Consider the following 24,929-nt stretch of genomic DNA (forward strand, 5'->3'; position numbering starts at 1 on the left):
TTCAGATCAGATGCGAGTAGTCCCACAAACCTGCACCCGCGTGCGGTGCCGGATTTGCTTTGTCTCGGGTGTCGGCCGTCCACCAGTTGAGTGAAGGCTTGGCTACCGACATGCCGCTCGTCCGGGCAGCGTGCCAGGCGAGCACGCCCACGCCTTGTTCCACGAGCACCCCTGTGGTTGTCACTACGCCGTTCCGAACCACCGAACCTTGCTCATACAGTCCAGCTTTGACACACAGGCTGTCAGCGTCGAATGCGTATGCCTCTACTCCGATCTCGCCGATAAGTAGCGGCAACGATTTGGCGGCCACCCGCTGGCAGTAATCGCGGACACGGTTGCCGAACTCTTCGTCCGTAAGTCGAGTCGATCCTGCCCCACCCCAGTTGACCGCCCACCGAGCGTAGAGATGAACCGAGAAAACTATCGGTCCGTAGCCTTTGCTGGGTCCGAAGTCTGCGGCAATCGAGGGACCGCGCGACAGTACATAAGAGTCGACTTCACTTAAGGCACCTGTGCCGATGGTCGTGGACGTAGGAATGTCGTTCGCAAAAGAGGCGGCGTCAAGAACGATGGTCGAGCGTGGAGCCACCGCGCGTACTCTAGCCAGCATCCGCCGATACTGAGCGTCGAGTTCCGCCTGATTGGGGCCGGGCTCGTTGATCAGGTTGAACCAGACGTACGGATTGTCGCGATACCGCTTGGCGACTTCCACCCACCAGTCGATAGACGCCTGCTCCGACGACCGTCCGCTCGGATCGCCCGAGGACCCCGCGGCCGTGGGCAAGTTGGAGCCGGCACCGCCGCCGCCTACGGCTGAATGCTGGGCGGTCATGACAACGATCTTCTTGGCCGTGTACTCGCTCACGATGGCATCGAGCTGATTGTTGTTGAAATAGGTGTAGCCCTGGGGGGATTCGTAATCTCGGTTTCCGGTACTCAACCGAATACATGTCCACTTCCACAGGTCGGCTGCAGCTGCCGACCGACCGCGCGTGTCGTCGTTCCACACGAATGAAGGTCCATTCAGATTCGCACCGATGGGGACGTATGGGAGCCCAGCCGGGTCGATGATCTTGTTCTTCTGAGTCTTGAAATAGGTCGGCTGCGCAGGCGGCTGCATCACGGGTGAGCTGTAGTACGGGATGGCGTTCGTCTGCGCGGACTGCGCCGATTCGTTGCCGGCGCGGTCGTAGGACGACACGGTGACTCGATGAGTGACTGCATTCTGCAATCCGGCGATGACCAGGGTCGTCGCGCCCTCGACCTGACCCCGGAACAACTGGTTTGCGTAGACCTTGTAACCGAGTACCCCTGACCCGGAGTCCGCCGACGCGGTCCAGGAGACGCGAAGCGCGCTTCTGCCGCTCACAGCCGACACGCCTGTCGGAACCGTCGGTGCCGAGTAGTCGTTGAGGAGAGCTCGCGAATACGGAGTGACCCGAACGCGATTACGTGCTTCCGCAATCACAGCCCCGGCCGTGTCCAAGCTTTCGAGGAACAGTTCTGACTCGATACCCACTGGAAGGCCCGTGACGAAGCAGCTCGTTGCGTCACCCAGCAGCACTGCCAACGGGCTCGCGTCGGCCGTGGACCGCACAATGTACTGAGCAGGTTTTCTGTCCCGGTTGGGGCCGGCGTGTACCCACCGCAGTTGGACACCACCGAAAGATCTCAGGGCGAACAGAGTGGCTGGTATAGGGCTGGAATCATCATCTGGCACAGCGGTTCTGATCACTCCAGATGATCGCTCCGACTCGACGTTGTCCGCGGTCAACGTTGCCACTTCCACATTGTGGACCTCTGTGGTGTCGACCCCGGCGATGGTGGCCGATACGCCCCACGACGTGGCGACCAACATGCCGTCCAGGTACACGTTGCATCGTATCGATCCCGAAGGAATCGAGCCGGGCGACCAGCTGACCGCAAACGTCCCGGGCACCGTGCACTTCACTGTTATCTGGGTCGGCGGGACCGCTCCCTCGAAATCCGACAACAGAGCGAGCCCAGCATCAGGTTGGGCGTCTGCCGTTGGGGTATCGAACTGCGTTGCCAGTCCGAAAGTTCCGACGACAACCGGTGCCGAGACCAGAAATGTACGCCTGCTCACACGATGTTCGTGGAGACCTGGAATTCGTGATTGGTCCAAGATGATCGGTCTCGTTTCTCGGGCAATTTTGTTATTTGCCCTAAATATGACGGAAACTCTTGTCATCAACGCTATCGAGACGATCTGTGATCTGCCGGGCACTCAGAGTTTGTTTCGTTGGGGGTCCGGTGCCTCTGATCACCGCAGGAACGCGCTCATGCGACGAATCCCCTAGGATCGCTTCGATAGCAGGCTTCGCACCGGGAATGTTTGCGGCAAACGCACCCGTGTGATTTTGACGATGGGACTCCATGACGAACAACTCCGGAGCGGCGAAGCGCGGACCGACGCGACGGCAGTTTCTCAAGATGGGTGCCGTGTCTGCTGCCTTGCCTCTACTGGGCGCGTGTTCGTCGGACGATCAAGGCGATATTCCTCAACAGGGCGATGTGGGCGAGAGCGCAGCCGCACTGTTCGATCCACTGAAGCCGCCGACCCAGCTCATTACTGCTGTCAGTGCTGCATCGGTCCTGACGCTCACGTGGTCCGCAGGTTCGGTCTCGTCCGGAGTGCCGAGGTATCAGGTGTACGTCGACGACGAACTCCAGCTCGAGACTGACAAGACACGGATCACTCTCGACGGCTTCGCGGACGATCGAACACATGCATTCTTCGTGCGAACGATCGATACCGACGGCCGTCAGTCGGCTCCGACGGGTCAGTCGGTGCGCGAGGTCGCGACTCCCGACGATGCTTCACGACCTCCCTTCTTGATCGCAATACCGGCGTCCAACGGGGTGCAGTTCCGATGGGCTCATCCCACCGGGGACGGGAGCGCGACTCCGGCCGAGTATCAGTTGTTTCGGGAAGGCGAGGTGCGCCCGCTCGCAGTCCTCGGTGCGGATCGGGTCAGTGGTGCGGCACCTGAAACCCACTTCTTCGCCACCGGGGTGCTTCCATCCATCGAGAACGAGTACTTCGTGGTGGCGTACTCCAACGCGTCGATCGCGATCGGCGAGGCGCTCAATCGCGTCCGAGTCAGCGCTTATCGACGAACCTGGCCGCGCGCGGCCAACGACTTTCAGACACCCGGTTCGATTGAGGCCAAACAGGATTCGGACACAGTCACCGTCTCTTGGGCCTCTGCGGACCCCTCTGCGATTTTCGCATACAACGTCTTCGCCGGCGACACGTTCGTCGGGAGGCAGATTCAGGGGATGGACCTCGTGATTCCGGCAGATCGAATCGCGGCGGGTGCATCCCTGCACGTTATCGCTGTCGATCGCGCCGGTTACAGCTCTCCCCGTAGTGCTGGCATCGGGGTCGCGGGCTCGGACTCGGTGCGGGCCCGCCCGTTCGATGGTGAGTTCCGAACGGACGGCTTCACGATTCTCGATCCGGACGATCGCGCATTCATCCCCGTGGGATCCAATATGTCCGGGCTGGACTATTTTTGGAACGAAAAGGTCATCGGTGAATCGGCTGCTGCCGCAGAGAACTGGCGGTGGAACACCGTCCGAATCGGCTGCGGTATGTCCGACTGGGGAGCGATATCGGGCGGATACCTGTACTTTCAGAACAACGATCTGCGCCGCATAGTGGATGAGTACACATCGCGCGGAATCGTGGTGATCCTCTCTCAATTCTCCAAAGGCGCTCAGGGACAGGTCGGTTCGACCGATGGACTACTGAACACTGCGCCCGGGAGTGCCCCCGACGGGACCGGACGGTCGATTGCCGAAGCGATGACCGATTGGTGGGTCGAGGTCGCCAAGATCTTTGCCGACAACCCGTACGTGTGGATCAATCCCATCAATGAACCAGGCGGCGACCTGGACGGACTGGAGGGGCAATACCGCAGCATGCTGTCCCGAATCAGGGCTGTCGCGCCGCGGACGCCGATCGTGCTGGACGCGGCGAACTTTGCGAACGATATTCCGAACAGTGCGACCATCGGTGCCGGCCCGGTGGATCCGGAGCAGTCCTTCGTTCTCTCTCGAGGGCCGAACTTGATGAACGACTTCGGTGTAGCGCGCGGTTACGGACCCGTAATGTTCTCGATTCACGCGTACAGCCGCTGGCCGGTCAATTACGGCGGGGACGGTCGAATAACAGACGAACAGCTAGCCGCTCGAATGCGCGCGTTCGTGACGGAGGCACGTCAACGCGGAGTTCCGTTCTTCGTGGGGGAGACCGGTGTGGAGGATTGGGCCACTGAATACGACTCAGCGAGTGTGCGCGTCGGGCTGTACGAACAAGGCCTTCTGGACGGGCGGCCAGTGGGCGTCTGGCAGGAGCAGCAGGTGGGTGTTCTCGCGTGGCACACGTCGCCGTTCAGTGGAATGCCTGTCGCGGCCGATGATCGCGACTGGTTCTCTGTGACAGATGTCTCCGAGGCCTCGCCACAGCCGGATGCTGGAGTCGGTCTGTGGAATTATTCGCACTCTCCGGGTTGATCGACGTGCTCGAAGCAGGAGACAGGACATTGAACGATATGCGAGTAGGCGTTGCGTTCGCTGGTGACGCGGAAGACCCGACGGCGCGCTCCGGTACCCCGTTCGGGGTGCTCTCGGCCATCCGAGAACTCGGGTTGTCCGCGGTCGCTCTGAAAGCAGCACCACCGACCAACATCGATCGAGCAGTGGCGGCGGTCGACGCCGTTGCTCATCTCGTGGCACGTCGATCGGTCCCGACCGCGGCGCAAGCGCGCGAAACGTACAGCGGTGCACATCTGGCCAAGTTGACGGCGAAGGTCCGCGGAGCAGTCCTGGCTCGTCGCCGAGAGCTCGAGGAAATCGATGCGATCGTTGCTCTCGGAACTGGATACGACATCCCGGCCGACATCCCGTACGTCGTCTACGACGATATGACCGTGCAGCAGGCCGTCGCCATGGAGTACCCGGTCTGGATGGCGATGCGCGAATCGGATCGTGCGTTCAGGGTCGAGCAGCAGCGACGTATCTATCTCGGCGCGCAAATGTGTTGCATGACAACGACGTGGGCGGCCGAATCCGTGATACGTGACTACGGCGTGCCACCGTCTCGGGTTGTTGTCGTGGGGGCGGGGACGCACGAGAAGGTTCGGACTGTCGAGAGAGATTGGAGCGTGCCCAGGTTCCTCTTCATCGGGTTGGACTGGAATCGGAAGAACGGTGCCCGCGTGCTTGCGGCCTTTGCTTCCCTGCGTGAGCGCATCCCGGAAGCAACCCTGGACGTAGTCGGAGGGCATCCACCGATCGATCAGGACGGTGTGACCACGCATGGTCGCCTGTATCGGAACGATGCTTCCGATCTGGCGCGACTGAAGGAGCTCTACGATCGCGCCACGTGCTTCGCGATGCCTTCCGTTCACGAACCCGGGGGTGTGGTGTTCGTCGAGGCCGCGGCGGTCGGGGTAGGGTCCATCGCCGGAAACCGTGGCGGATCCGCTGATTTCGTCGGGGACGCAGGCTTCGTGGTGAATCCTTTCGACGAAGGTGCGATCTTCGAGGCCATGGTGTCGATGTCCGATCCGGCCACTGCTCGGAGCTGCGGGCAGCGAGCAAGCGCACGGGCTGGACTGTTCACGTGGCCGCAGGTAGCCGGTCGCATTCTCACGGCGCTACGCCCCGAGGTCGATCTACCGATCATGGTTTCCCCCTTGGGCGGAAGTCGCCCAGCCGAGATTCAGGAGAACGAAACACAATGAGTATGTCGACGCAGTCCGAGTCCATCGCCGGGTCCGTCGATGTGTCCGTGGTGATGGTTACCTACAACGCCGAAGAATGGACCAAGAAGGCGCTGTCCGCGTTGCCGGGAGGCGCTGCGCACAGTTCCACTGAGCTCATAGTCGTCGACAACGCCTCGACAGTGTTGGATCGAGACGACCTGTTGTCCTGGGCCGGCCCCGATGCGAAGGTGACCTTCCTGGACGAGAACATCGGCTTCGGACGAGCCTGCAACTTGGCCGTCACGCAGTCCACGGGCCGAACCGTGTTGTTGCTCAACCCTGATGCGATCGTCGACGAAGGTGCCGTGGACGAATTGTTGGCGTTTCTGGACGAAGATCCGGCCCGCGGAATCGTGGGTGGACGAATTACCGACCCCCAAGGAAATTTGGACTACGGTTCCTGCTTCGGTCACCAGACGACGTGGAGCCTGTTCTGCTTCGCTACTGGGCTGTCCACCGTGTTCGCCCGCAGTTCGGTGTTCAACCCGGAAGGCCTGGGAAAGTGGAAGCGCGACAGCGTTCGTGAAGTGGGAATAGTCACAGGTTGCCTGCTGCTGGCAGATCGCACGCTCTGGGACCGTCTCGAAGGATTCGACCCACGCTTTTTCATGTACGGCGAAGATGCAGATCTCTGCAAGCGGGCGTGGGACTTGGGTTTCCGCCCCTCGGTCACGCCTGCAGCACATGCCGTACACGCGCTCGGCGCATCGTCATCCTCCAGAGTGGCGAAGCAGATTCTGCTGTTTCGCGGCAAAGCCAGCCTGATTCGAAAGTCGCACAGTGGACTGATGGTCGCGGTCGAATCCGCCTTCCTGCAGGCGGGCGTCTGCCTCAGGGGACTCGGGGAACGGGTGACGCGCAAAACAGGTGGTGGCTGGTTGGATCTGTGGAAGCGCCGCGCCGAGTGGAAAGACGGCTGGTGAGTCAGCTCAAGTTGCGAGATGACATGTCCATCGACCATTGCCCGTCGGTGCCCCGGTGCTTCCGATAAGCCGCAAGCAGTTTCGCGGCGACGGTAATGCCGGCGTAGGTCACGACCTCGGCCAACCGAATGTCTCTTTCCCGCGCTACTCGCAGGAGCGACTCGCGTGTGCTGCTGCTGCCGGAACCGGTGATGATGGTATCGACCTGCTTGTTCCCCAATTCGGTGCGCGCACGGCGCCGAATCAGAGCACGCAGTGACACCGGGGCGACGGAGACGAATTCGCCTGCCGTGCTGATCCTTTCGCGCTCGCTGAATAATCCACGTACGTAGGCGTCATCGTTGACGACATCGGGAAACTCCCCGATCCGGTCTCCTCCGGCACGATTGACCGCATAGACGCCCGAGCCGATGACTCCCTCGGCCACGTACGGCATGCGGACCCAGACCTTGTGATAAGCGCGCACCGGCCAGGTGGAATGCCGCCAGTCGACTACCAGCTTCGGCGCAGCGACAGTCGGAGAGTGGGCCGCCTCGAGTTCGTCGACCAAGGCCCGCAGGGTTTCGGTCGTCATCTGAATGTCTGCATCCAGGTACACCCTGGGGTAGTGCGACGTCGCGAGATCGCCAGCACGAAGGGCCTCGATCTTGGACGGGATATCAATGTCCACCACAGTCGAGAGTGGCCAGTCCTGCAACGCCGACGTCGCCTGCGCCACGGTATTGTCCGTCGATCCGTTGGACACCACACAGACGTGAAACTCGTCCGTCTCGGCGCTCGAGAGCAAGGTGCGTATGCAGCGCTCGATTACTGACGCCTCGTTGTGGGCAGGTATGACGACGGCAGAAGGCATCGGTGTGGGCAGCTTCCTCGAACTCGGATAGGTGTGAGCAACGCGGCAGTTGCTTTGGCGATTATGACAGGCGTCGGGACGTTCCGCTTTGTACGGCGAATCGTTTAGTGACGCGAATAATTAGAGAACTGCCGGCACCCGTCGGGGGTGGTTTAATGAGATCGCATCCGGATGGCCGCATGGTCGAAGCGGTGCAACGGCGTACTCGAAGGCTCGTCTGTTCATTCAATCAGATTATTGCTGGATGCTGCACGCTGTGTTTGTCGGTTCGAACACTGATGCATTGTTCGCGCGCGAAAGGTTACCGGGGGCAATGGGTCAAGCAAGAACTCTGTTAACTCTCGCAGAAGATGGTTCGGCTCAGATCGATTCTCGGCTGGACCTGTTCACCGGGTCTCGGGATGAGCTGATCGATGTCATCTGTGACTTGGTAGCAGACGGTGATCCGCATCTCGTGGTAACTCCCAATGTCGATCAGATTCTGCAGTTGAACAGATCTCCTACGGCACGGCAGGCTGTGGAGGCAGCATCGCTCCGTCTCGTGGACGGTATGCCGCTCGTCGGCTTGCTGCGACTGCTCGGGGTTCGTTCTGTGCACCGTCACACCGGTGCGGATCTGCTTCCCATGGCTGCGCGGCTATCTAGGGAGAAGTCCTGGAGCATCGCGCTCGTCGGAGGAGCGGAGGGTGTGGCGGAGGCCGCTGCCCAGCGTCTCCGAGCAGAACATCCTGGTGCCATCATCGAGGCTGTCGACCTACCGATGCTCAGCGGGCCACAGGATCCTGCAGGCAAGGCCGCGGTACTGAGGCTGACCGAGTTGCAGCCGTCATTGGTGTTCTTGTGCATGGGATTTCCGCGCCAGGAGTCGTGGTTTCTGCACTGGCGTGAACTGCTTCCCGGTGCGGTCTATCTGGGCACTGGTGCCGCGGTGGACTTCGCGGCGGGGACCAAGAAGCGGGCACCGAAGTTGATCCAAAACCTCGGCTTCGAATGGGTGTTTCGTCTAGGGCAGGAGCCCAGACGGTTGGCACACCGATACCTGATCACCGGGCCCAGGTTCATCCTCGTCGCCGCGTTCTCCGTGAAGGCTCGGTTACGGGTAGCCCTCGGCAGATGAGGGTTGTGCTTGTACACAAATACAAATGCTCGTACTGAGAACTGCAAAGGATTCGGGTACTGTCCCAGCGGTCGACTGCAGACCAGTTTTCTCGGCGTTCTGATGGTCACTCGCGAAGGGTATTGAGATCGTGGATTTGTTCGATGTAGCGAGAATTACCGCCAAGCGTTGGTACGTCTTCATTCCGCTGGCGCTGGTCACTGCCTTCTTTGCGTACCAGGCCTACAGCGGGGTAAAGCCGCAGTACTACACGAACGTGTCCGTTGGTCTCGTCAGCCCGAGCGTGAAAGATGTCGCCGTGCAATCGAGCCCGAGCGATCCTGTGTTTCAGGTCTCCAACGGTCTTCAAGATGCGGGTGGCGTATCGCTTCTGGCCAACCTGCTGGCTATTGGTCTTCGGGATGCGTCGGTTCAATCCCAGGTGCGGGCCGCGGGCGGATCTGGGAGCTACTCGTCGGAGGTGTTCAACCTTCCCAATGCTGGCCAGTTGCCGATCGTGGTCGTGAGCGCGCAGGGGCCCAGCGCGCAACGCGTGTTCGACACAGTCAATCTAGTGGCTCAACAAGCTGACCAGACGCTGCGCGGAATTCAGGCCCAAGCAGGCGTTCCAGATACGCGACTTATCACTGCCTTCCCGTTGTCGGCGGTTCCCGAGCCGGTCGGTGGACTCCCCGGCAGGACCAGAGAGACTGCATCGTTGGCTGTCGCCGGGCTGGCGGGAGCCGTCGTCGCATCCGTACTGTTCGACGCCATCGTCGTCCGCATCGGCCGTAGTCGAAGGAAGGACGGCATAGGCGCACACGACACCGATGGTCCAGCCGACGAGCGGGTGGACTCCGAGACGCACCAGGATCGTCGAGACCGTGTCTACCCGTAACGGATCTACCACACCCGCACCTGGCCCCGCTTCGAGTGAAGGGAAGCCCTGGCTGGCTGCATCCATGGGGCTCACTCTCTTCCTGCTACCCACGGTCGTCGTGCTGGCCGGGCCATTGCAATCGAACGGTTCTCCGGCAAAAATGCTCTCCTACGTCATGGCTGGTCTGGTAATCCTGACTTTTGTCAACGGAAAGGTTGTGTTCACGCGAGACGGTCTGCTCCATGCAGGAGTAGCGATTGTCGCATTGTTCGCCCTCAGTAGAGTTTTCATCCTTGCCCGCACTCTCGAGAACGGACTCGATACCGAGCAGGACGCGACAGTTCTTCGCACAGTGATGAGTACCGTGGCATTCGTGGGCGTCGCCGTATTCATCATGACTCGCGTGACCACAGCCAAGGCGCGCAACTACGTGCTCGGAGCCATGCTCATCGGTGCGACGTATGCCGCCATTGTCGGTGTGCTTCAGGGTGTTTCGGACATCGACCTCAAGTATCTCCTGCAGCCTCCTGGGTTCGTGCTCAAGGTCGAGAAAACGCTTGCCATCAGGGACGGGTTCACTCGCGTGTTGGGTACCTCTGATCATCCCATCGAGTTCTCTGTCGTCGTCGCCACCATGTTTCCGATTGCGGCACACTTTTTTCGTTTCGGTTCCACCCGAAACGTGCGCATGTATTCCGGTATCTCACTGATCGTCATGATTCTTGCGATCCCGGCCAGTGTGTCGCGAACCGCGATCGTCGCGGTGGTGGCGTCTGCGGTCGTCTACCTCTTTGCCCTCAAGGTACGCGAAATCTTCAGTGCAGCAATACTTCTCGGGATCGCGGTGCTCATCTACTATGTCTCGGTGCCCGAGTTGTTCGATGCCATCGTCAAGCTGTTCGTCGGCGCTTCGGAGGACGACAGTATTACGTCCCGCACCGATGACTACGCCTATACCGGTGATCTGTTTCGTCAGAACCCGGTGCTCGGCTCCGGTTTTGCGGCAACGATGCCCAATCGAACCCAATACTTGGACAATGTATGGCTGGGCACCATCATCAGTGGCGGGATCGTAGGGGTCCTCGGAATCATGGCCATCGTCATCGGCGGCATCATCGGCGCGACAATGGCGTTCCGGAACGTCAGGACGGTGGCAGAACGCGACCTGGTTTTTGCACTCTCGGGCTCGTTCGCGTCTCTGGTCGTTTCCACCACAGTGTTCGACATGTTCGCCTTCCAGCAGGCCGCGTTCTTGCTGTTCATCGTCTTCGGGCTGCTATGGTCGCTCGCCTACCGAACAGACAATCCTGCAGCCGATCTTGCTGCGCAGCAAAGTTGGGCCGGACGCCGCGGCGTTGCACAGCGAGTCCGACAGTGATCGGTACGGACGCTGTCGTTGCGATGGTGTCGGACACGTGGGCAGACAGCGTCCGTCGAGGCTTCTACTCCACTGCCGATCAGACCATTTTGTCGCTCCTCGGTGACGAGCGCATTCGACGGGTGATGGTGGCGGATCATCCGCGCGGGTTGCCATCCAAACTGAAGTCTTTGCATTCCGGCACTGATAAGGCCCCACACACAGCCTTCTTCAGATCGGTGCGCCCCACAGTTCTCACTACACCGACTCCTACTTCGGTCGCTGCCATCGAGCGGCGATATCGAATGTACGACCGGCAGTTGGCATTCGGCGCTGTGCGGCATCGACTGCAGTCACCGGCCCTGGTGACGTTCAACATCTATCATGCGGCCTACGGCGACCATCAATGGGCCGAATCGGTGTGCTTCTACGCCCAGGACGACGAATCGGCAATTCCATACAAATCGGCTCAGGCGCCACTGCTCAGGGAAGCGTACAAGCAGATCGCCAAGAGCGGCATGGACGTTTACGCAGTTTCAGACGTTCTGCTCGATCGGATCGCGCCGACCGGACGTGGGCTGGTGATTCCCAACGGGGTCGACCGCGAACTGTGGGCGTTGTCCTTGCGGTCCCGTCGTGGTGACTCCCGAACCGCTGTGGCGGCCTATGCCGGCACCATCGACGATCGAATCGATGTCGCTGCCGTCGCGAAATTGGCGGCGAGCGGGATTGCTGTTCGCATGGCCGGAGTGATCGCCGATGCGAAGATCGGAACGTTGCTGGCCGAAATACCGGGCGTCGAACTCGTCGGCAGTATCGCCCGATCCGAAGTGGCGGCATTCCTGATGTCGGCCAACGTGTGTTTCATGGCGCACCGTCGGACACCGCTGACCGAGGCCATGTCTCCACTGAAGATCTACGAGTACTTGGCCAGCGGAAATCCAGTCGTCGCAACGAATTTGGGATCTTTCGGTTCGGAACCACTCGTCGGAGCCTCGTGCACTCTCGTCGACCCGGGCGGGGACTACGTGGGCGCGGTGAACCTTGCGCTCGAGCGTGGACGGTTGAGTGAACCCGATCGTCAGAACCTGGTGCAGAGCCTGTCGTGGCGCGCACGCCATGAACCCCTTATCCAGCGACTGACAGGATCGGGCTCGTGACATCGACATCCGTTCGCCCCGTGGTGATCTTCTCGTCGATGTATTTCGATGGGCATCAGCTGTACGACCAACGATTGGCTCGCGCACTCGCTACCACCAACCCCGTTCTGTATGTAGAGCCCCCGACGCCACTTGTGCGTAGGCCAGGTAAAGGCAAGCGTACGTTCGGGTTCGGATCCACCGACGCTGCTGGAGTGACGACATTCACACCCGCCACTTTGCCTTTCGGATCCAGGCGATTGTTGTACCCGCTGTCGGGCCTTCTGATTGCCCTGCAGATCTGGATCGCACTCTTCGGCAAACTGCGTACTCTTCGATTCCAGTCAGTGTTCGTCGCCGTCAATCCAGTCACCAAGCGGCTCTTCCCTGCGCGACGTTCGGTTTCGTTGATCAAGGACGATTACGCCGCTGCGGCGAACCTGATCGGCATTCCGACAGAGGTGGTGCAGAGACGCTTTCGCTCCACGATACGTCGGGCGCGCAACGTAGTGGTCGTATCGCCGGTCTTGCGCAGCATCCTGCTGCGTCGAGGTGTTCGCTCCCGGATCATTCCTGCCGGATGCCACATACCGAACCGGCAGTGGGATGAGCCTGCTGAATTGTCCGGTGTTGCACACCCGCGGGCAGTGTTCGTGGGCATGGTGTCCGATCGTATCGACCTGAATCTGATGCAGGCAGTTGTGGAATCGGGCGTGTCCGTCGTGGGTGTCGGCCAGGTTCAGCCCACCTTCTCCAAGCAGGAGCAATTCGAGCAACTGCGCGGACACAACAACTTTCACTGGCTTCCGCCGCGCTCGGGAGCCGACCTCGAGGCCGTCATTCAGCATTGCGCGGTGGGACTGATCCCGTACGAGTTGTCCGAATTCAACCGTTCCAGCTTCCCGCTCAAGGCTTTCGAGTACCTCGCCTGCGGCAAGGTGGTGGTATCGACCCCGCTGCCGTCCATGACCTGGCTTGATTCCGAGAACGTTCGAACCGCGGCAAGCTCGGTGGAGTTCGTTTCCGAAGTGCACGACGCATTGGCGGAGGCCAGCGATCCGGGCGTCATCTCCGCGTGTACGTCGTACGCGAAGAAGAACACCTGGGCCATGCGCGCCGACGAGTTTCGCGCATTGCTGGGGCGCGGCCAATGACGACGTCAAGGATCGCTGCGTCGGGCGGGAAGCGGCGGTGGCTGTCCAGTCGAGTGATAGCGATCGTGTTCGGAATGACCGCACTGGGTCTCGTCGCATACGCGGTCTACTCGGGACTAAGCCCCTTGCGATATGCCGACGAGAAGCAGTACCTGTCGATTGCACGATCGCTGGCGGACGGTGGTGGGTTCTCGATCTACGGCCGGCCTAGTGCCTATCGTCCGCCCGTGTGGCCGCTGATATTGAGTGCTTTTGTCCTGCTCGGCATCGACGGGAGTATTCTCGTTCTGCTGTCCGCAGTGCTCATGATCGCAGCGGCTGCCCTCGCTGGTTGGATCTGCTCGAGCATCACCGGATCGCGTCTGGGTTACTTGGCGTCGGTGGTAATGCTGGTTTATCCGCTGAACGTGTATACCGCTGGCACTCTCTACCCGCAGGGTCTCGCAACGCTACTGGTGCTGGCGTTGTGGGCAACAGCTATCAGAACCGATCTCAACGGGCTAAAGCCCCTTTCGTTCAAAGCATCGGCTGGCATCGGTCTGATGATGGCAAGCCTGAGCCTGGCCGTGCCAACTTTGGTGTTCACCGCATTTCTGGCGGGGGTGTGGTTGCTCTGGCAGCAGCGGGGAAATCGGGTGAAGTTTGCCACGGTGACGCTCCTGTTCTTCGCCATACCGGTAGTGCTGTGGGCGGCCAGAAACGAACAGCAATTGGGGAAACCGGTTCTCTTCAGCACTACCTCCGGTGAAAACCTGGTGATCGGAAACAATCCGAGCGCCACCGGAAGCTCCGGGGTCGACATCGTCTATCCGCCGGAGTCGATTCCACCGCCGGAACTAGTCGAAGTGGAGAGGGATGCCTACTTCCGGGATGCGGCACTGACCTGGATCGAGAACAACCCAGCCGAGGCTGCGCAGCTGTACGTCGCCAAGACCCTCAACTATTTCGCGCCATACAACAAGCCGACAACGGAGGGGCGTGGAAGTGCCGTCCAGATGGTGGTTGCGATTGTCGCATTCGGGGCCGTCGTGGTGGGTTTGATCACCCGGATCTTGTTGCGTCACAGACTCAAGATGCTGCGATCCGAGTGGGTCTTTCTGGCAGTCTTCGTGATCAACGCGCCGTTCATGGCAATTTTTTTCACCCGTACCCGCTTTCGTCAGCCGCTCGACAGCATCCTCGTCGTCGAGGCGGCGCTCGCCGTGGTGATTGTGCTCGCGGGAATTCGCCATATGCAGTCGGCGGCTGAAACGAGCAGGTTCGAGGATGGGCCGACACACGAACAAGAGGTGGCCGAACGTGAATCCTGAGGCTCTGTGGGCACTTTCGTGCCGACTGCACCGACGTGGCTCGAGACTGCCGGCCAAGATTGTGAAGATCCTCAACTTCGCCGTCTTCCATACCGTGCTCCCCTACGAGGCACGGTTGAACGGTTCGGTGCAGTTGTGGCACCGGGGTCTGGGCGTGGTCATTCACCCCAACACCTCCATCGGAGCCGGCGTTCAGATCGCTCAGAATGTGACCGTTGCGTCCGGTGACTGGGAGGTAGCAGAGGAGCCGACCGTTGTGATCGGCGACAAGGTGATGATCGGTGCGGGTGCCTTCTTGTCCTCGAAGAAGGGGCAGGTGTTGCGAATAGGCACGGGGGCGCGTATCGGTGCCAATGCCGTGGTCACCAATGATGTGCCGGCGTGGACCACGGTAGCGGGGCCGCAGGCCACGGTGCTGTCTGTTCGTCCGGCAGAGGACTGACTTGCCCTCGGTCTCAGGCACTGAACGCAACGGGGAAGTCCAGTAGTGTCAGCCGGAATGAAACGTGCGCTGATCACCGGCATCACCGGACAGGACGGCTCCTACCTTGCGGAGTTGCTCCTGTCGAAGGACTATGTGGTGCACGGACTGATACGTCGATCGTCGACGTTCAATACCTCGAGGATCGAACATCTCTACACCGATCCACACGACCCCGACCGCCGGCTCTTTCTGCACTACGGCGATCTGACCGACAGCGCACGGTTGGTGTCTCTGCTGATGGAGATCGTTCCGGACGAGATCTACAACCTCGGGGCCCAATCCCACGTACGAGTGAGTTTCGACGAGCCCGAGCACACGGGGGCGGTAACCGGGCTCGGATCGGTTCGTCTACTCGAGGCGGTGCGGCAGTCGAAGATCGAATGCCGCTACTACCAAGCGTCCAGCTCGGAGATGTTCGGCTCTACCCCACCGCCACAAGACGAGAGCGCGCCGTTCCATCCCCGATCGCCGTACGCTGCAGCGAAGCTATATGCCCACTCCATGACGCAGATGTACCGCGAGGCGTATGGATTACACGCTGTGAGCGGCATCCTGTTCAACCACGAATCTCCTCGGCGCGGGGAGACTTTCGTAACTCGCAAGATCACCCGCGCCGTGGCCAGGATCAAGATGGGGCTCGAGAAGCGGGTATACCTGGGCAACCTGGACGCAGTGCGAGATTGGGGTTACGCACCCGAGTTCGTCGAGGGGATCTGGCGAATGCTGCAGATGGACGATCCTCGGGATCTAGTTTTGGCGACGGGTGTGGGAACGACCGTGAAGGAGTTCGCACACGCAGCGTTTGCACACGCCGGACTCGACTGGCAGGAGCACGTCGAGTTCGATGATCGGTACCTCCGTGCTGCCGAGGTCAATGCTCTGATCGGAAATGCATCGGCGGCCCGATCTGCCTTCGGCTGGGACCCCACCATCACGGCAAACCGTCTGGCCGGGATCATGGTCGAGGCTGATCTCGAGGCTTTGCAATCCACGGGAAAGCCATGGATCGACCGCCCTATCACCGCGGGGTGGTCATGACCGGGCCCCTCGATCGGCGTGCGCCGATGTACGTGGCCGGGCATCGAGGATTGGTCGGCTCAGCAGTGTGGCGTGCCCTCGAGAAAGCCGGTTTCACCGATCTCATCGGGTTGACTTCGGCAGAGCTGGATCTGACGCACAGACGCGACGTGTTCGATTTCTTCTCGCAGCGCCGGCCCGTCAACGTCGTCGTAGCTGCAGCGAAGGTCGGCGGGATAATGGCGAACGACACGCTCCCCATGGACTTTTTGTCGGAGAATCTCCAGATTCAGGTCAATCTGATGGATGCGGCTGTCGAGTTCGACGTCGACAGGTTGTTGTTCTTGGGCTCGTCCTGCATTTATCCCAAGCATGCCCCCCAGCCGCTCAAAGAGGACTACCTGCTCACCGGTCATCTCGAACCGACCAACGACGCGTACGCAATCGCGAAGATTGCGGGGATCATCGGCGTGCAGTCGGTCAGAAAGCAGTTCGGACGCCCCTGGATCTCTGCGATGCCGACCAATCTGTACGGGCCCGGTGATAACTTCTCTCCGCAGACCTCGCATGTACTTCCGGCCCTTATCCGTAGATTCGTCGACGCTCGCAACCGTGGAGTCGAGTCGGTCACCAACTGGGGAAGCGGAACGCCGAGACGCGAATTCATGCATGTCGACGACATGGCCTCTGCGTGCGTGCATCTACTCGATCACTACGACGGACCGCGTCACATGAACGTGGGCGTCGGCGAGGACCGTTCGATCGCCGAGATCTCGAGTATCGTCGCCGAACTCGTCGGCTACGACGGCGAGGTCATCTGGGACACGTCGAAACCGGACGGTATGGCGAGAAAGCTCCTCGATGTCAGCGCGCTGCACGGCACCGGATGGACCCCTACGATCGAGTTCCGGGAGGGGCTTTCATCGACCGTCCGCTGGTATTACGACAATCTCGAAACGATGAGATCATGATCGTGCATGGCGCTGAGGAGGTGCTCGGTGCCCCTCGACTCCTCGTTGCGTGTAGCGGCAGCTGCCGACCGAGATAGCCCGCTTCGAGTTCCGAACCGGCGCAGCCTCGGATTTATTGCTGTTGGTGCCGCCTCGGGCGTTCCTGTAGCCAACTACACCGTCACCGGTCTGTCCGTCATCTGTGCGCTGCTGGTTCCGGCCCTGATCATGTCCGCATCCATCGGACGGGCCTGGATTCCGGCAGTGATGTCGATCCTCGGATTCCTGGCCTACGCCACATCGGCAACCGTCAACGGGCTGCCGGACGGTGGGCCCAACTCGGTCGTGTTCCTCTCCCTCGCCCTGTACATCGTCGGTATCTCGCTGCTCTGCCGCCGCGTCGAGGACGTCTGTGCGCTCCTGGTTGGAATTGGCATCGGTACCGGTATCTTCTATGCATTCGTGGGCACGCCTCTGACCATCGGGGGCGGATTGGCCGACAATTGGAAGTACGGATTTGCTCCGGCCGTAACTGTATCGATCGTCTACGTTCTGGTGATTCGACAGAAGTCCATCTACGTAATTTCTGCGGCATTGGTGCTGCTGGCTTTGACCAGTTTGGCTCTCAATTTCCGATCGCACGCGCTGGTCTGTGTTGTCGCGGTCCTGATTTTGGTGATCAGCAAGCGCCAACTCACCCAATATCGTCCGCTGCGCATGGTGACGGCAGTCGTGGCAATGGTCGCAGCGTTTGCTCTGATACTTCCCTACGCGTCTCGCTCCGGCTTGTTCGGAAGGGCTCTCGAAACCAAGGTTTCGAGCCAGCTCGGCGAGGGTGTTCCGATGATCTTGTCCGGAAGAACCGAGCCGCCACTGTCGTTCAGTGCGATCGTGGAGAAGCCGTGGTTCGGCTGGGGGAGCGCGCACAACATTCCCGAGTACGTCTTCGCGCACGCTCGACTCTTGGCGGTCGACATCGGATTTCCACGCGACTTCAGGTTCGAGTTCGTGTGGAAGTTGCCCGACGGTTCTGCGTCCTTCCACTCGATCGTCCTGGGAACGTGGGCCGAGGCCGGAATCTTCGGAGCTCTGCTTCCGCTGTGGTTGCTCGCCTCGTGCTTGGTCATCATCATCAGGCCGGGCCGAGCTGGACGGTGGATGCCCGTCACCACTCTGGTTGCGGTACAGGCCTGTTGGGATCTTGTGTTCTCGCCGTGGTCGTATAACCTCGCCACTGTGTTCGCGGCAGTCGCGGTGCTGTGCGTTCTTCTCCGCCCGAAGCGGCCTGTGACGGCAGGTTCCTCGCAGTGATATCGGTGAGCGTCGTCATCCCTACCGTGGGGCGCGCGTGCTTGGTCGAGGCAATTGGGTCCGTCCTGCAACAGAGCGTTCCGATACTGGAAGTCATCGTGGTGGCAGATACAGTCGATGATCTCGAACTCTCGACTTCCGAGCAGGTGCGAGTGTTGCGCTGCGGTCCGGGATTGGGCGCACCGGGAGCGCGACAAGTGGGTGTCGATGCTGCCCGTGGTGACATGATCGCACTGCTCGACGACGATGATCTGTGGCACCCGTTCAAGATCGAAGCTCAACTACTGCGTCTTGGCTCGAATCCCACTGAGGTGTCGATTGCATCCTGCGCGTGCGCGGTACGGCGCGAGGATGGTCACGAAAAACTATTGCCCCGCAGCCCGATCGATCCTCTGCAGGACATCGCCCAATATCTTTACACCTACTCACTTCATCGGTCCGGTCCTGCCAACGGATTCGTGCAGACGTCGTCGCTACTGTTCCCCCGACACCTTGCGCTCGAGGTCCCGCTGGACGAAAAGCGTGATGCTGTGCACGACGAGTCGACGTGGTTGCTGGCCGTCCGGTCGAAGTATCCCCACGCTCGAATCGAACAACTTGCAGACCCTTACGTCGTCTATCGGGTTGGCTCGAACTCATTGTCCAACAATGCGTTTACGTCAGTCGATCGGTACATCGACTGGGGTCGGCAGTATCTCCGCGGTGCCAGCGCCCGTACTCGCGGTGACTACTACCTCACGAGTCCAGTGGCTGCAGCCGTGTCGGCCGGTTCTGTGGCAGGGCTACTCCGGGCTGTGCGGGCCGGATTTCGGCATGGTTCACCGGGAGTATGGGCAGTGCTTTATGCGGTCGCAAAACTCGGTGCGCTGATGACCCGGACGGCGCGCAGACCGTGACCGAGGGAAATCGTCTGCCCGTCGTTTCGGTGATCACCATCTCCTACCGTGACGCCCCGGGCTTGCGGGCGACCATCGATAGTGTTCGTGCGCAGAAGTATCCGCACATAGAGCACATCGTCATCGACGGAGGATCCGGCGATCTCGTCGAACGCTACTTGCAGAGTCAAGGTCATCTTCGTTACTGGCAGTCCGAACAGGATGGCGGCCGGTACGACGCGATGAATCAGGGTGCGGGCCAGTCGTCCGGCGATATTCTGTGGTGGTTGCACTCCGGCGACAGCTTTGCTGATTCGGGAACGGTCGCAACCGTTGCAATCGAACTGTCCAAGAACGGAACTCGTAGTACTGCGGACCGGTGGGGTTACGGCAAGGTGGTACGCAGGCTCGATGGTGCATCGCTGGGGGAGTGGGGATACATGCCGTTCGACCGCGTTGGTTTTGCGCTGGGTATCCGACCCATTCCCCATCAAGCCGCGTTCATCGGCCGCGACGTGGTCACGGCGCTCGGTGGATACGACACGACATTCGGACTGGCCGCCGACCAGCTGTTCATGCTGCGAGCCGCGTTGTTTGCCGAGCCCGATGTGGTGCCGGTCGTGCTTACCGATTTCGATGCCTCGGGTGTGGGATCGGTGCGGCCGCAGAAGGAACATTTCGCAGATGTCCGAAGGTCATGGGACCTTATCGGCTACTACCCGTACGGCGGACGCGCCAGGTCTCGCGTCATGTCGGCCTGGGTCGAATGGACGGCCCGCACCAAGGCGACGATCAGACACATATCCGGGCTGGTTCGTGTTGAACTGCCGCGACGACGGAGCGATCGATGAGCGCGGGAGCCGATGCCTCGGGCGCATCGTCGCCGATGCTCGATCACGCTGAGCGGCGATCGCTGTTGCGGAGCACGGCTTTTCGAGTCGGCGGTACCCCGGTCATCGCGGTTGCCGGGCTAGTCACCACCGGGATCACCATCGCGTCCACCGGCGAAATCGGCTTCGGCCTGGTAGCCCTCGTCGGGTCGGTTGCTGTGCTGTTTCCGTTCGCCGACCTGGGAATCGGAGCCACCGTCACCACTGCGTGCTCCCGCAGCTCGAATCTGCGTCAGGACTTGTCGGCGCAGGCAGTGATCGGTCGCGCCTACCGAGTTCTCGGGTTGGTGGCGTTGTCGGTGATCGCTGTTGCTCTGGTGGTGATGGCCGTCGACGGCTGGGGAACAATCCTCGGTATTCGGTCCGGCGCGAACGACCGATGGGCGGTAACGCTCGCGGTGGCGTTGTTCGGGCTGTCGATTCCGGCCGGTCTCGGATTGCGCATTCTCGTCGGAATCGATCGGACGTCGACGGTAGTGCTCGTGATGATGAGCAACTCGTTGCTTGGTATGGGCGTTGCGCTCGTGCTGTATTCGGCCGGCGTGGAGGGTATCTGGTTCGTCCTTCCGCCGATCGTGGGTGCACTGCTGGGCAATGCCGTGGGAACTGTGGTCGCAGCCAGGGCTGCGGGACTGGGTCCGCGGGTGGTGGGCTTTCGGGTTGCCGAGCGTCCGGTGGGTGGTTTGCTTGCCGGATCTTTGTGGATGTTCGTCATCTCGATCGGAATTCCGTTCGGTCTCCAAGTACAGCGGGTGGTGCTGGCGCACCGATCTACCCCCGATCAGTTGTCGCAGTATTCGTTGTTCGCGCAGATGTACGCGATCGGCTGGACGGTCTTTTCCACCGCAGCCCTGACGATGTGGCCGATGTTCGTTCGGCGTCGGTCCGACGCGACGGCGACGGTGACGCTGTGGCTGACGGCGACGGGCGCGTTCGCGGCCGGAGGAGCGGTCATCGCCGTTGCGTTCGTGCTTCTGGGGCCGTGGGTGGGGACGATGCTGTCCGGTGGTGACATCGGTACTCCGGTCACCCTCGCCGCGGCTTTCGCTGTTCTGCTCGTGCTGCAATGTGCTCACCTACCGGCGGGGATGCTGCTGACTACACCGCGAGAGGCCAGATGGCAGGCGGGCTGCCTCGCAGCGATGGCAGTGATCACCCTGGTCGGCACTGTTCTGGTGGCACCGACGTACGGTGCAGTCGGCGTCGTTGGTGTCACCGCGATTGCGGTCCTGCTCGCCCAGGTGCTACCGGATCTGCTCGGAGTGCCTCGGCTCGTGAGGCAGCGCCGGCCGGTCGACGGGATGCGAACGTGAGACCACTGCGGATCGGCATCCTTGGCCTGAACTACGCGCCGGAACCGACCGGAATCGCCCCGTACACAGCCGATTTCGCATCGGGATTGAACGAGCGGGGGCATGAAGTCAGCGTCATCACCGGCTATCCGCACTATCCTCAGTGGTCGGTCGACCCTCGCTACGGCGGTACGACTCTCCACGAGGTCATCGACGGTGTCCCCGTCACTCGGCTACGCCACGTCGTTCCGTCGGGTGCTGGCGCTGCGGGCCGGGTGCGTATGGAGGCGTCCTTCGGCGCGCGATTGGTGACCGCGGCCTGGCCCGAAGTCGATCTGCTGGTCTGTGTTTCGCCGGCCCTGCTGGCCACGGGGATGGCGAGCCTGCGTGCGCGGGTATCGGCCCGGTTCACTCCAATCGGGATTTGGGTGCAGGATCTATATGGACCCGGAGCCAGTGAAACAGGATTGGTGGGAAGCCGAGGTGCTCGTTGGACCGCGACACTGGAGGGGAGAATTCTGCGATCGGCAGATTCGGTCGTCGTGGCACACGAGCAGTTTCAGCAGCAGTTGGTAGGCCGGTACTCGCTGGACCCCGAACGTGTTGTTGTGATCAGGAACTGGACCCATCTCTCGGTCGTGCCCAAGGTCGACCGTGACTGTGTGCGTGCACGTTTGGGCTGGGCGCAGGACGAGATCGTGGTGCTTCATACGGGCAATATGGGCGTGAAACAGGAGCTCGACAATGTGGTCGAGGCAGCTAAATTGGTCGATCAACAGTCGTTGCGGGTTCGTTTTCTCCTGGTGGGGGACGGCAACCGCCGCACCCATCTGGAAGGCGCGGCACGAGGAGTGCGGTCGATCGAGTTTCACCGACCATATCCACAGGGGCAATACGCGGAGGCACTTGCTGCGGCCGATGTGCTGCTCGTCAACGAAAAACGTGGGTTGTCGCAGATGTCGATTCCCAGCAAGCTGACGTCGTACTTCTCCAGTGGCACAGCAATACTGGCAGCAACCGATGCCGGCAGCATCACCCGTCGTGAGGTGGAGCGCTCCGGTGCCGGAGTTGCTGTGGCAGCGGGGGATCCTCATGCCTTGCTCGATGGCGTTCTGGGGCTGGCGGCGAACCCCGGGCGTGCGGCTGCGATGGGGCGGCGCGGGGTCGAGTACGTCAGCGACGCCCTGACTCGGACAGCAGCACTCGACAGATTCGAGGCGTGGGCTCACGCTACTGTTGCGTCGCACAGTGAGCGGAGGAGGCGGTAGATGGCGTATTCGAGAAGCAAGATCTGGTTGCTGCGGCTCGGGTATCTGTATGCATACCCACTCGAGATCGGAGTCTCCCGAGCAAACGCCGGTGCCATCGTGCGCGCGGACGTCGATCGATGGATCGAGTGCATCGGCCTGCCCGAACTGAACGAACTCGGACCGTATGCTCGGTTCTGTTATCTTGCAAGTGCTTTGAGGGAGTTCCGCTCGTTGCTGCACTACCGTATTCGCGCGGCACCCACGGTGATCAGGGCGGTTCTGAAAGTGGTCTACCGAGGAGAGCCCACTCTCATCCTGGAAGCGGACTCGATCGGACCCGGGCTGTTCATCCAGCACGGATATGCAACCCTCGTCTCGGCCGAATCCATTGGATCGAACTGCTGGATCAATCAGAATGCGTCGGTGGGGTATTCGTCGAAGGGGCGTCCGACTTTGGGCGACGATGTCACTGTCGGTCCTGGAGCGGTGGTGACCGGACCGATCATGCTGCACGACGGGTGCAGAATCGGCCCGAACGCCGTTGTCTTTCGCGATGTTGAGCCGGCCACCACTATGCTCGCCGGCCCCACTGTGGCGAGGAAGTCAAGCAATGACCAGTAGTGCGGGAGGCGACTCGGCGTGGTCTCTGGCCGGGTTCCGTGGCCACGGTTACGACAAGGGACGGGGCCCCGTCGTGCAAGTCGCGTGGCTGTTGGTCTCCGGTGCAGTTGCGATGAGATGGTGGTGCCCCAATTCGGTACGCATAGCCATTCTTCGAGCGTTCGGCGCGAAAATCGGATCCGGCGTCCTGGTTCGCCACCGGGTGCGTGTTCACTGGCCGTGGAAGCTGACCGTGGGGGACAACAGTTGGATCGGTGAGGGTGTGTGGATCCTGAACCTCGAGCCGGTGGAGATCGGTCACGACACCTGCGTGTCTCAAGAAGTATTGTTGTGCACCGGAAGTCACGACCGGCATTCCCCAACGTTCGAGTTCGACAACGCCCCGATCCGGCTCGGTGACGGGGTGTGGCTCGGTGCCAGATCCACTGTGCTGCGGGGAGTTACGGTGCACGACAACGCCGTAGTGGGTGCGACTGCGTTGGTGTACCGAGACGTTCCAGCCGGTACGGTCATCACGGCTATTGCACCGTCGTGAGAATCCTTCACGTCGTCACGCTGATCTCCCCCGACCGGGCGTACGGAGGCCCGGTGACGGTCGCGTTGAATCAGGCCGTCGAGCTGACCCGACGGGGTCACGAGGTGACGGTGTGCGCGGCCACCCGCGGCTACGAGGTGGTGCCAACGGAGCGTAGTGGGGTGGATCTCCGGCTATTTCCCGCAATACAATTGATTCCGAAGGCAGGATTCGCCGGGTTGACATCGGTGGGTCTGATTCGCTGGGTGTATGCGCATCTGGACAGCTTCGACGTCGTCCACGTACACCTCGCACGGGATCTCGTGACAATGCCCATCGCCCGACTCGCGAGTCTCAGAAGCAAGCGGGTGCTCAGTCAAACCCACGGGATGATTCTGCCCGACAGTCGTTTTGTTGCCAGAGTATTCGATCGGTTTCTGACTCGACCCGTTCTGCGCAGCGTCGCTGTGGCGCTGTGTTTGAACCAACGTGAGGTGGAGGCGGTACAGCAGGTCGACGGTTCGGACTTGCGGTGCGTCGAGCTGCCGAACGGGGTTGCGTTCGTGGACATGAGAATTTCCACCGCGTCGGAATCGAGGGAGATTCTTTTCGTCGGGCGCTTACAGAAACGAAAGAACGCACCGGTCTTCGTAGCGGCGGCGAAGCTCCTGATCGGGCAGGGTTCGACTGCACGCTTCACTCTCGTCGGCCCGGACGAGGGCGACGGTCCGGGAATTAGAGAGGCGATCCGAGGCGAACACCAGATCCAGTGGATCGGTGCACTCGAACCTGATCAGGTGTTGGACAAGCTCCGAGAAGCCGCCGTGTATGTACTCCCGGCCGTGGATGAACCGTTTCCGATGACAGTCTTGGAGGCGATGGCCGTTGGTCTCCCTGTGGTCATCACCCGTTCTTGCGGACTCGCCGGCTTGGTGACCGTGCACGATGCCGGTCTTGTTGTCGATCCGACCCCACGCGACGTCGCGGATGCTATTGACGAACTGCTCGATGATCCTGAGCGAGCACGCGACATGGGCACGCGAGGGCGATCTGCGGTGCGATCCCGATTGAGCATCGAGACTGTCGCCGCTGAGCTGATCGACTTGTACCGGTGATTCCATCGTCGATGCTGTCTCACTATCCGGTTGGTGCTTTCGGTAGACGTGTGCGGCCCGCTCCGTTCTGAGGGGTGAACGAACCGGCGAACAGCCGTGCGTT

22 protein-coding genes are annotated in these 24,929 nt (G+C 61.1%); 20 read left to right on the forward strand and 2 right to left on the reverse strand.

Annotation, left to right across the window (positions count from 1 at the left end; all coding sequences use genetic code 11):
* Position 1: 1 nt before the first annotated feature.
* A complete protein-coding gene (locus QM797_RS05730; RefSeq protein WP_283274206.1) occupies positions 2 to 2,107 on the reverse strand; it encodes a cellulase family glycosylhydrolase in 2,106 nt (701 codons plus the stop codon).
* A 290-nt stretch (positions 2,108 to 2,397) separates the two neighbouring features.
* Here QM797_RS05730 and QM797_RS05735 point away from each other — a divergent pair, with 290 nt between their 5' ends.
* The 3 genes from QM797_RS05735 to QM797_RS05745 are packed head-to-tail and all read left to right on the forward strand — an operon-like array spanning position 2,398 to position 6,718.
* The gene (locus QM797_RS05735; RefSeq protein WP_283274207.1) at positions 2,398 to 4,542 is read left to right on the forward strand and encodes a cellulase family glycosylhydrolase; all 2,145 of its coding nucleotides are present in this window, start codon (positions 2,398 to 2,400) and stop codon (positions 4,540 to 4,542) included.
* On the forward strand, positions 4,515 to 5,774 hold the full coding sequence (locus QM797_RS05740) for a glycosyltransferase family 4 protein (RefSeq protein ID WP_283274208.1): 1,260 nt from the start codon (positions 4,515 to 4,517) through the stop codon (positions 5,772 to 5,774). The genes QM797_RS05735 and QM797_RS05740 overlap by 28 nt, the downstream gene beginning before the upstream one ends.
* Positions 5,771 to 6,718: a glycosyltransferase family 2 protein gene (locus QM797_RS05745; RefSeq protein WP_283274209.1), complete on the forward strand. Its 948-nt coding sequence runs from the start codon at positions 5,771 to 5,773 to the stop codon at positions 6,716 to 6,718. Before QM797_RS05740 ends, QM797_RS05745 begins: the two co-directional genes overlap by 4 nt.
* A gap of 1 nt (position 6,719) precedes the next feature.
* Here QM797_RS05745 and QM797_RS05750 read toward each other — a convergent pair whose 3' ends face one another.
* Complete coding sequence (locus QM797_RS05750; protein WP_283274210.1) at positions 6,720 to 7,571, reverse strand: glycosyltransferase family 2 protein; 852 nt, start codon at positions 7,569 to 7,571, stop codon at positions 6,720 to 6,722.
* Positions 7,572 to 7,884: 313 nt separating this feature from the next.
* Between QM797_RS05750 and QM797_RS05755 the strand changes: the two genes are divergently transcribed.
* The 17 genes from QM797_RS05755 (at position 7,885) to QM797_RS05835 (ending at position 24,826) form a co-directional block, all read left to right on the forward strand.
* Positions 7,885 to 8,688: a WecB/TagA/CpsF family glycosyltransferase gene (locus QM797_RS05755; RefSeq protein WP_283274211.1), complete on the forward strand. Its 804-nt coding sequence runs from the start codon at positions 7,885 to 7,887 to the stop codon at positions 8,686 to 8,688.
* A 130-nt stretch (positions 8,689 to 8,818) separates the two neighbouring features.
* Positions 8,819 to 9,565, forward strand: a complete 747-nt coding sequence (locus QM797_RS05760; protein WP_283274212.1) for a hypothetical protein — start codon at positions 8,819 to 8,821, stop codon at positions 9,563 to 9,565.
* A gap of 64 nt (positions 9,566 to 9,629) precedes the next feature.
* The gene (locus tag QM797_RS05765; RefSeq protein WP_283274213.1) at positions 9,630 to 10,925 is read left to right on the forward strand and encodes an O-antigen ligase family protein; all 1,296 of its coding nucleotides are present in this window, start codon (positions 9,630 to 9,632) and stop codon (positions 10,923 to 10,925) included.
* Positions 10,922 to 12,064 (forward strand): glycosyltransferase, encoded by a 1,143-nt coding sequence (locus QM797_RS05770; protein WP_283274214.1) that lies wholly within the window; start codon positions 10,922 to 10,924, stop codon positions 12,062 to 12,064. Before QM797_RS05765 ends, QM797_RS05770 begins: the two co-directional genes overlap by 4 nt.
* Positions 12,061 to 13,197 (forward strand): glycosyltransferase, encoded by a 1,137-nt coding sequence (locus QM797_RS05775; protein WP_283274215.1) that lies wholly within the window; start codon positions 12,061 to 12,063, stop codon positions 13,195 to 13,197. Before QM797_RS05770 ends, QM797_RS05775 begins: the two co-directional genes overlap by 4 nt.
* A gap of 125 nt (positions 13,198 to 13,322) precedes the next feature.
* The gene (locus tag QM797_RS05780) at positions 13,323 to 14,507 is read left to right on the forward strand and encodes an ArnT family glycosyltransferase (protein ID WP_283274216.1); all 1,185 of its coding nucleotides are present in this window, start codon (positions 13,323 to 13,325) and stop codon (positions 14,505 to 14,507) included.
* Positions 14,497 to 14,949, forward strand: a complete 453-nt coding sequence (locus tag QM797_RS05785; RefSeq protein WP_283274217.1) for a serine O-acetyltransferase — start codon at positions 14,497 to 14,499, stop codon at positions 14,947 to 14,949. The genes QM797_RS05780 and QM797_RS05785 overlap by 11 nt, the downstream gene beginning before the upstream one ends.
* Before the next feature lie 57 nt (positions 14,950 to 15,006).
* The gene (gene gmd, locus QM797_RS05790) at positions 15,007 to 16,029 is read left to right on the forward strand and encodes a GDP-mannose 4,6-dehydratase (protein ID WP_283274218.1); all 1,023 of its coding nucleotides are present in this window, start codon (positions 15,007 to 15,009) and stop codon (positions 16,027 to 16,029) included.
* The gene (locus tag QM797_RS05795) at positions 16,026 to 16,979 is read left to right on the forward strand and encodes a GDP-L-fucose synthase family protein (protein ID WP_283274219.1); all 954 of its coding nucleotides are present in this window, start codon (positions 16,026 to 16,028) and stop codon (positions 16,977 to 16,979) included. The genes gmd and QM797_RS05795 overlap by 4 nt, the downstream gene beginning before the upstream one ends.
* Positions 16,980 to 17,006: 27 nt before the next feature.
* Positions 17,007 to 18,269, forward strand: a complete 1,263-nt coding sequence (locus QM797_RS05800; protein ID WP_283274220.1) for an O-antigen ligase family protein — start codon at positions 17,007 to 17,009, stop codon at positions 18,267 to 18,269.
* 5 nt (positions 18,270 to 18,274) lie between these two features.
* Positions 18,275 to 19,165, forward strand: coding sequence for a glycosyltransferase family 2 protein (locus QM797_RS05805; protein WP_283274221.1), 891 nt, complete (start codon positions 18,275 to 18,277; stop codon positions 19,163 to 19,165).
* Positions 19,162 to 19,995: a glycosyltransferase family 2 protein gene (locus tag QM797_RS05810; RefSeq protein WP_283274223.1), complete on the forward strand. Its 834-nt coding sequence runs from the start codon at positions 19,162 to 19,164 to the stop codon at positions 19,993 to 19,995. Before QM797_RS05805 ends, QM797_RS05810 begins: the two co-directional genes overlap by 4 nt.
* Positions 19,992 to 21,347: a lipopolysaccharide biosynthesis protein gene (locus QM797_RS05815; RefSeq protein WP_283274225.1), complete on the forward strand. Its 1,356-nt coding sequence runs from the start codon at positions 19,992 to 19,994 to the stop codon at positions 21,345 to 21,347. Before QM797_RS05810 ends, QM797_RS05815 begins: the two co-directional genes overlap by 4 nt.
* Positions 21,344 to 22,594 (forward strand): glycosyltransferase family 4 protein, encoded by a 1,251-nt coding sequence (locus tag QM797_RS05820; protein ID WP_283274226.1) that lies wholly within the window; start codon positions 21,344 to 21,346, stop codon positions 22,592 to 22,594. The genes QM797_RS05815 and QM797_RS05820 overlap by 4 nt, the downstream gene beginning before the upstream one ends.
* A complete protein-coding gene (locus tag QM797_RS05825; RefSeq protein ID WP_283274227.1) occupies positions 22,595 to 23,197 on the forward strand; it encodes an LbetaH domain-containing protein in 603 nt (200 codons plus the stop codon). It abuts the gene before it with no gap.
* Entirely contained in the window at positions 23,187 to 23,732 is a 546-nt protein-coding gene (locus QM797_RS05830) for a DapH/DapD/GlmU-related protein (RefSeq protein WP_283274228.1), read from the forward strand. Before QM797_RS05825 ends, QM797_RS05830 begins: the two co-directional genes overlap by 11 nt.
* Positions 23,729 to 24,826 carry a glycosyltransferase gene (locus QM797_RS05835; RefSeq protein WP_283274229.1) on the forward strand — a complete coding sequence of 366 codons (1,098 nt, stop codon included), beginning with the start codon at positions 23,729 to 23,731 and terminating at the stop codon, positions 24,824 to 24,826. The genes QM797_RS05830 and QM797_RS05835 overlap by 4 nt, the downstream gene beginning before the upstream one ends.
* The last annotated feature ends 103 nt before the right edge of the window (positions 24,827 to 24,929 follow it).

Source organism: Rhodococcus sp. IEGM 1381 (assembly GCF_030056795.1).
GTDB lineage: Bacteria > Actinomycetota > Actinomycetes > Mycobacteriales > Mycobacteriaceae > Rhodococcoides.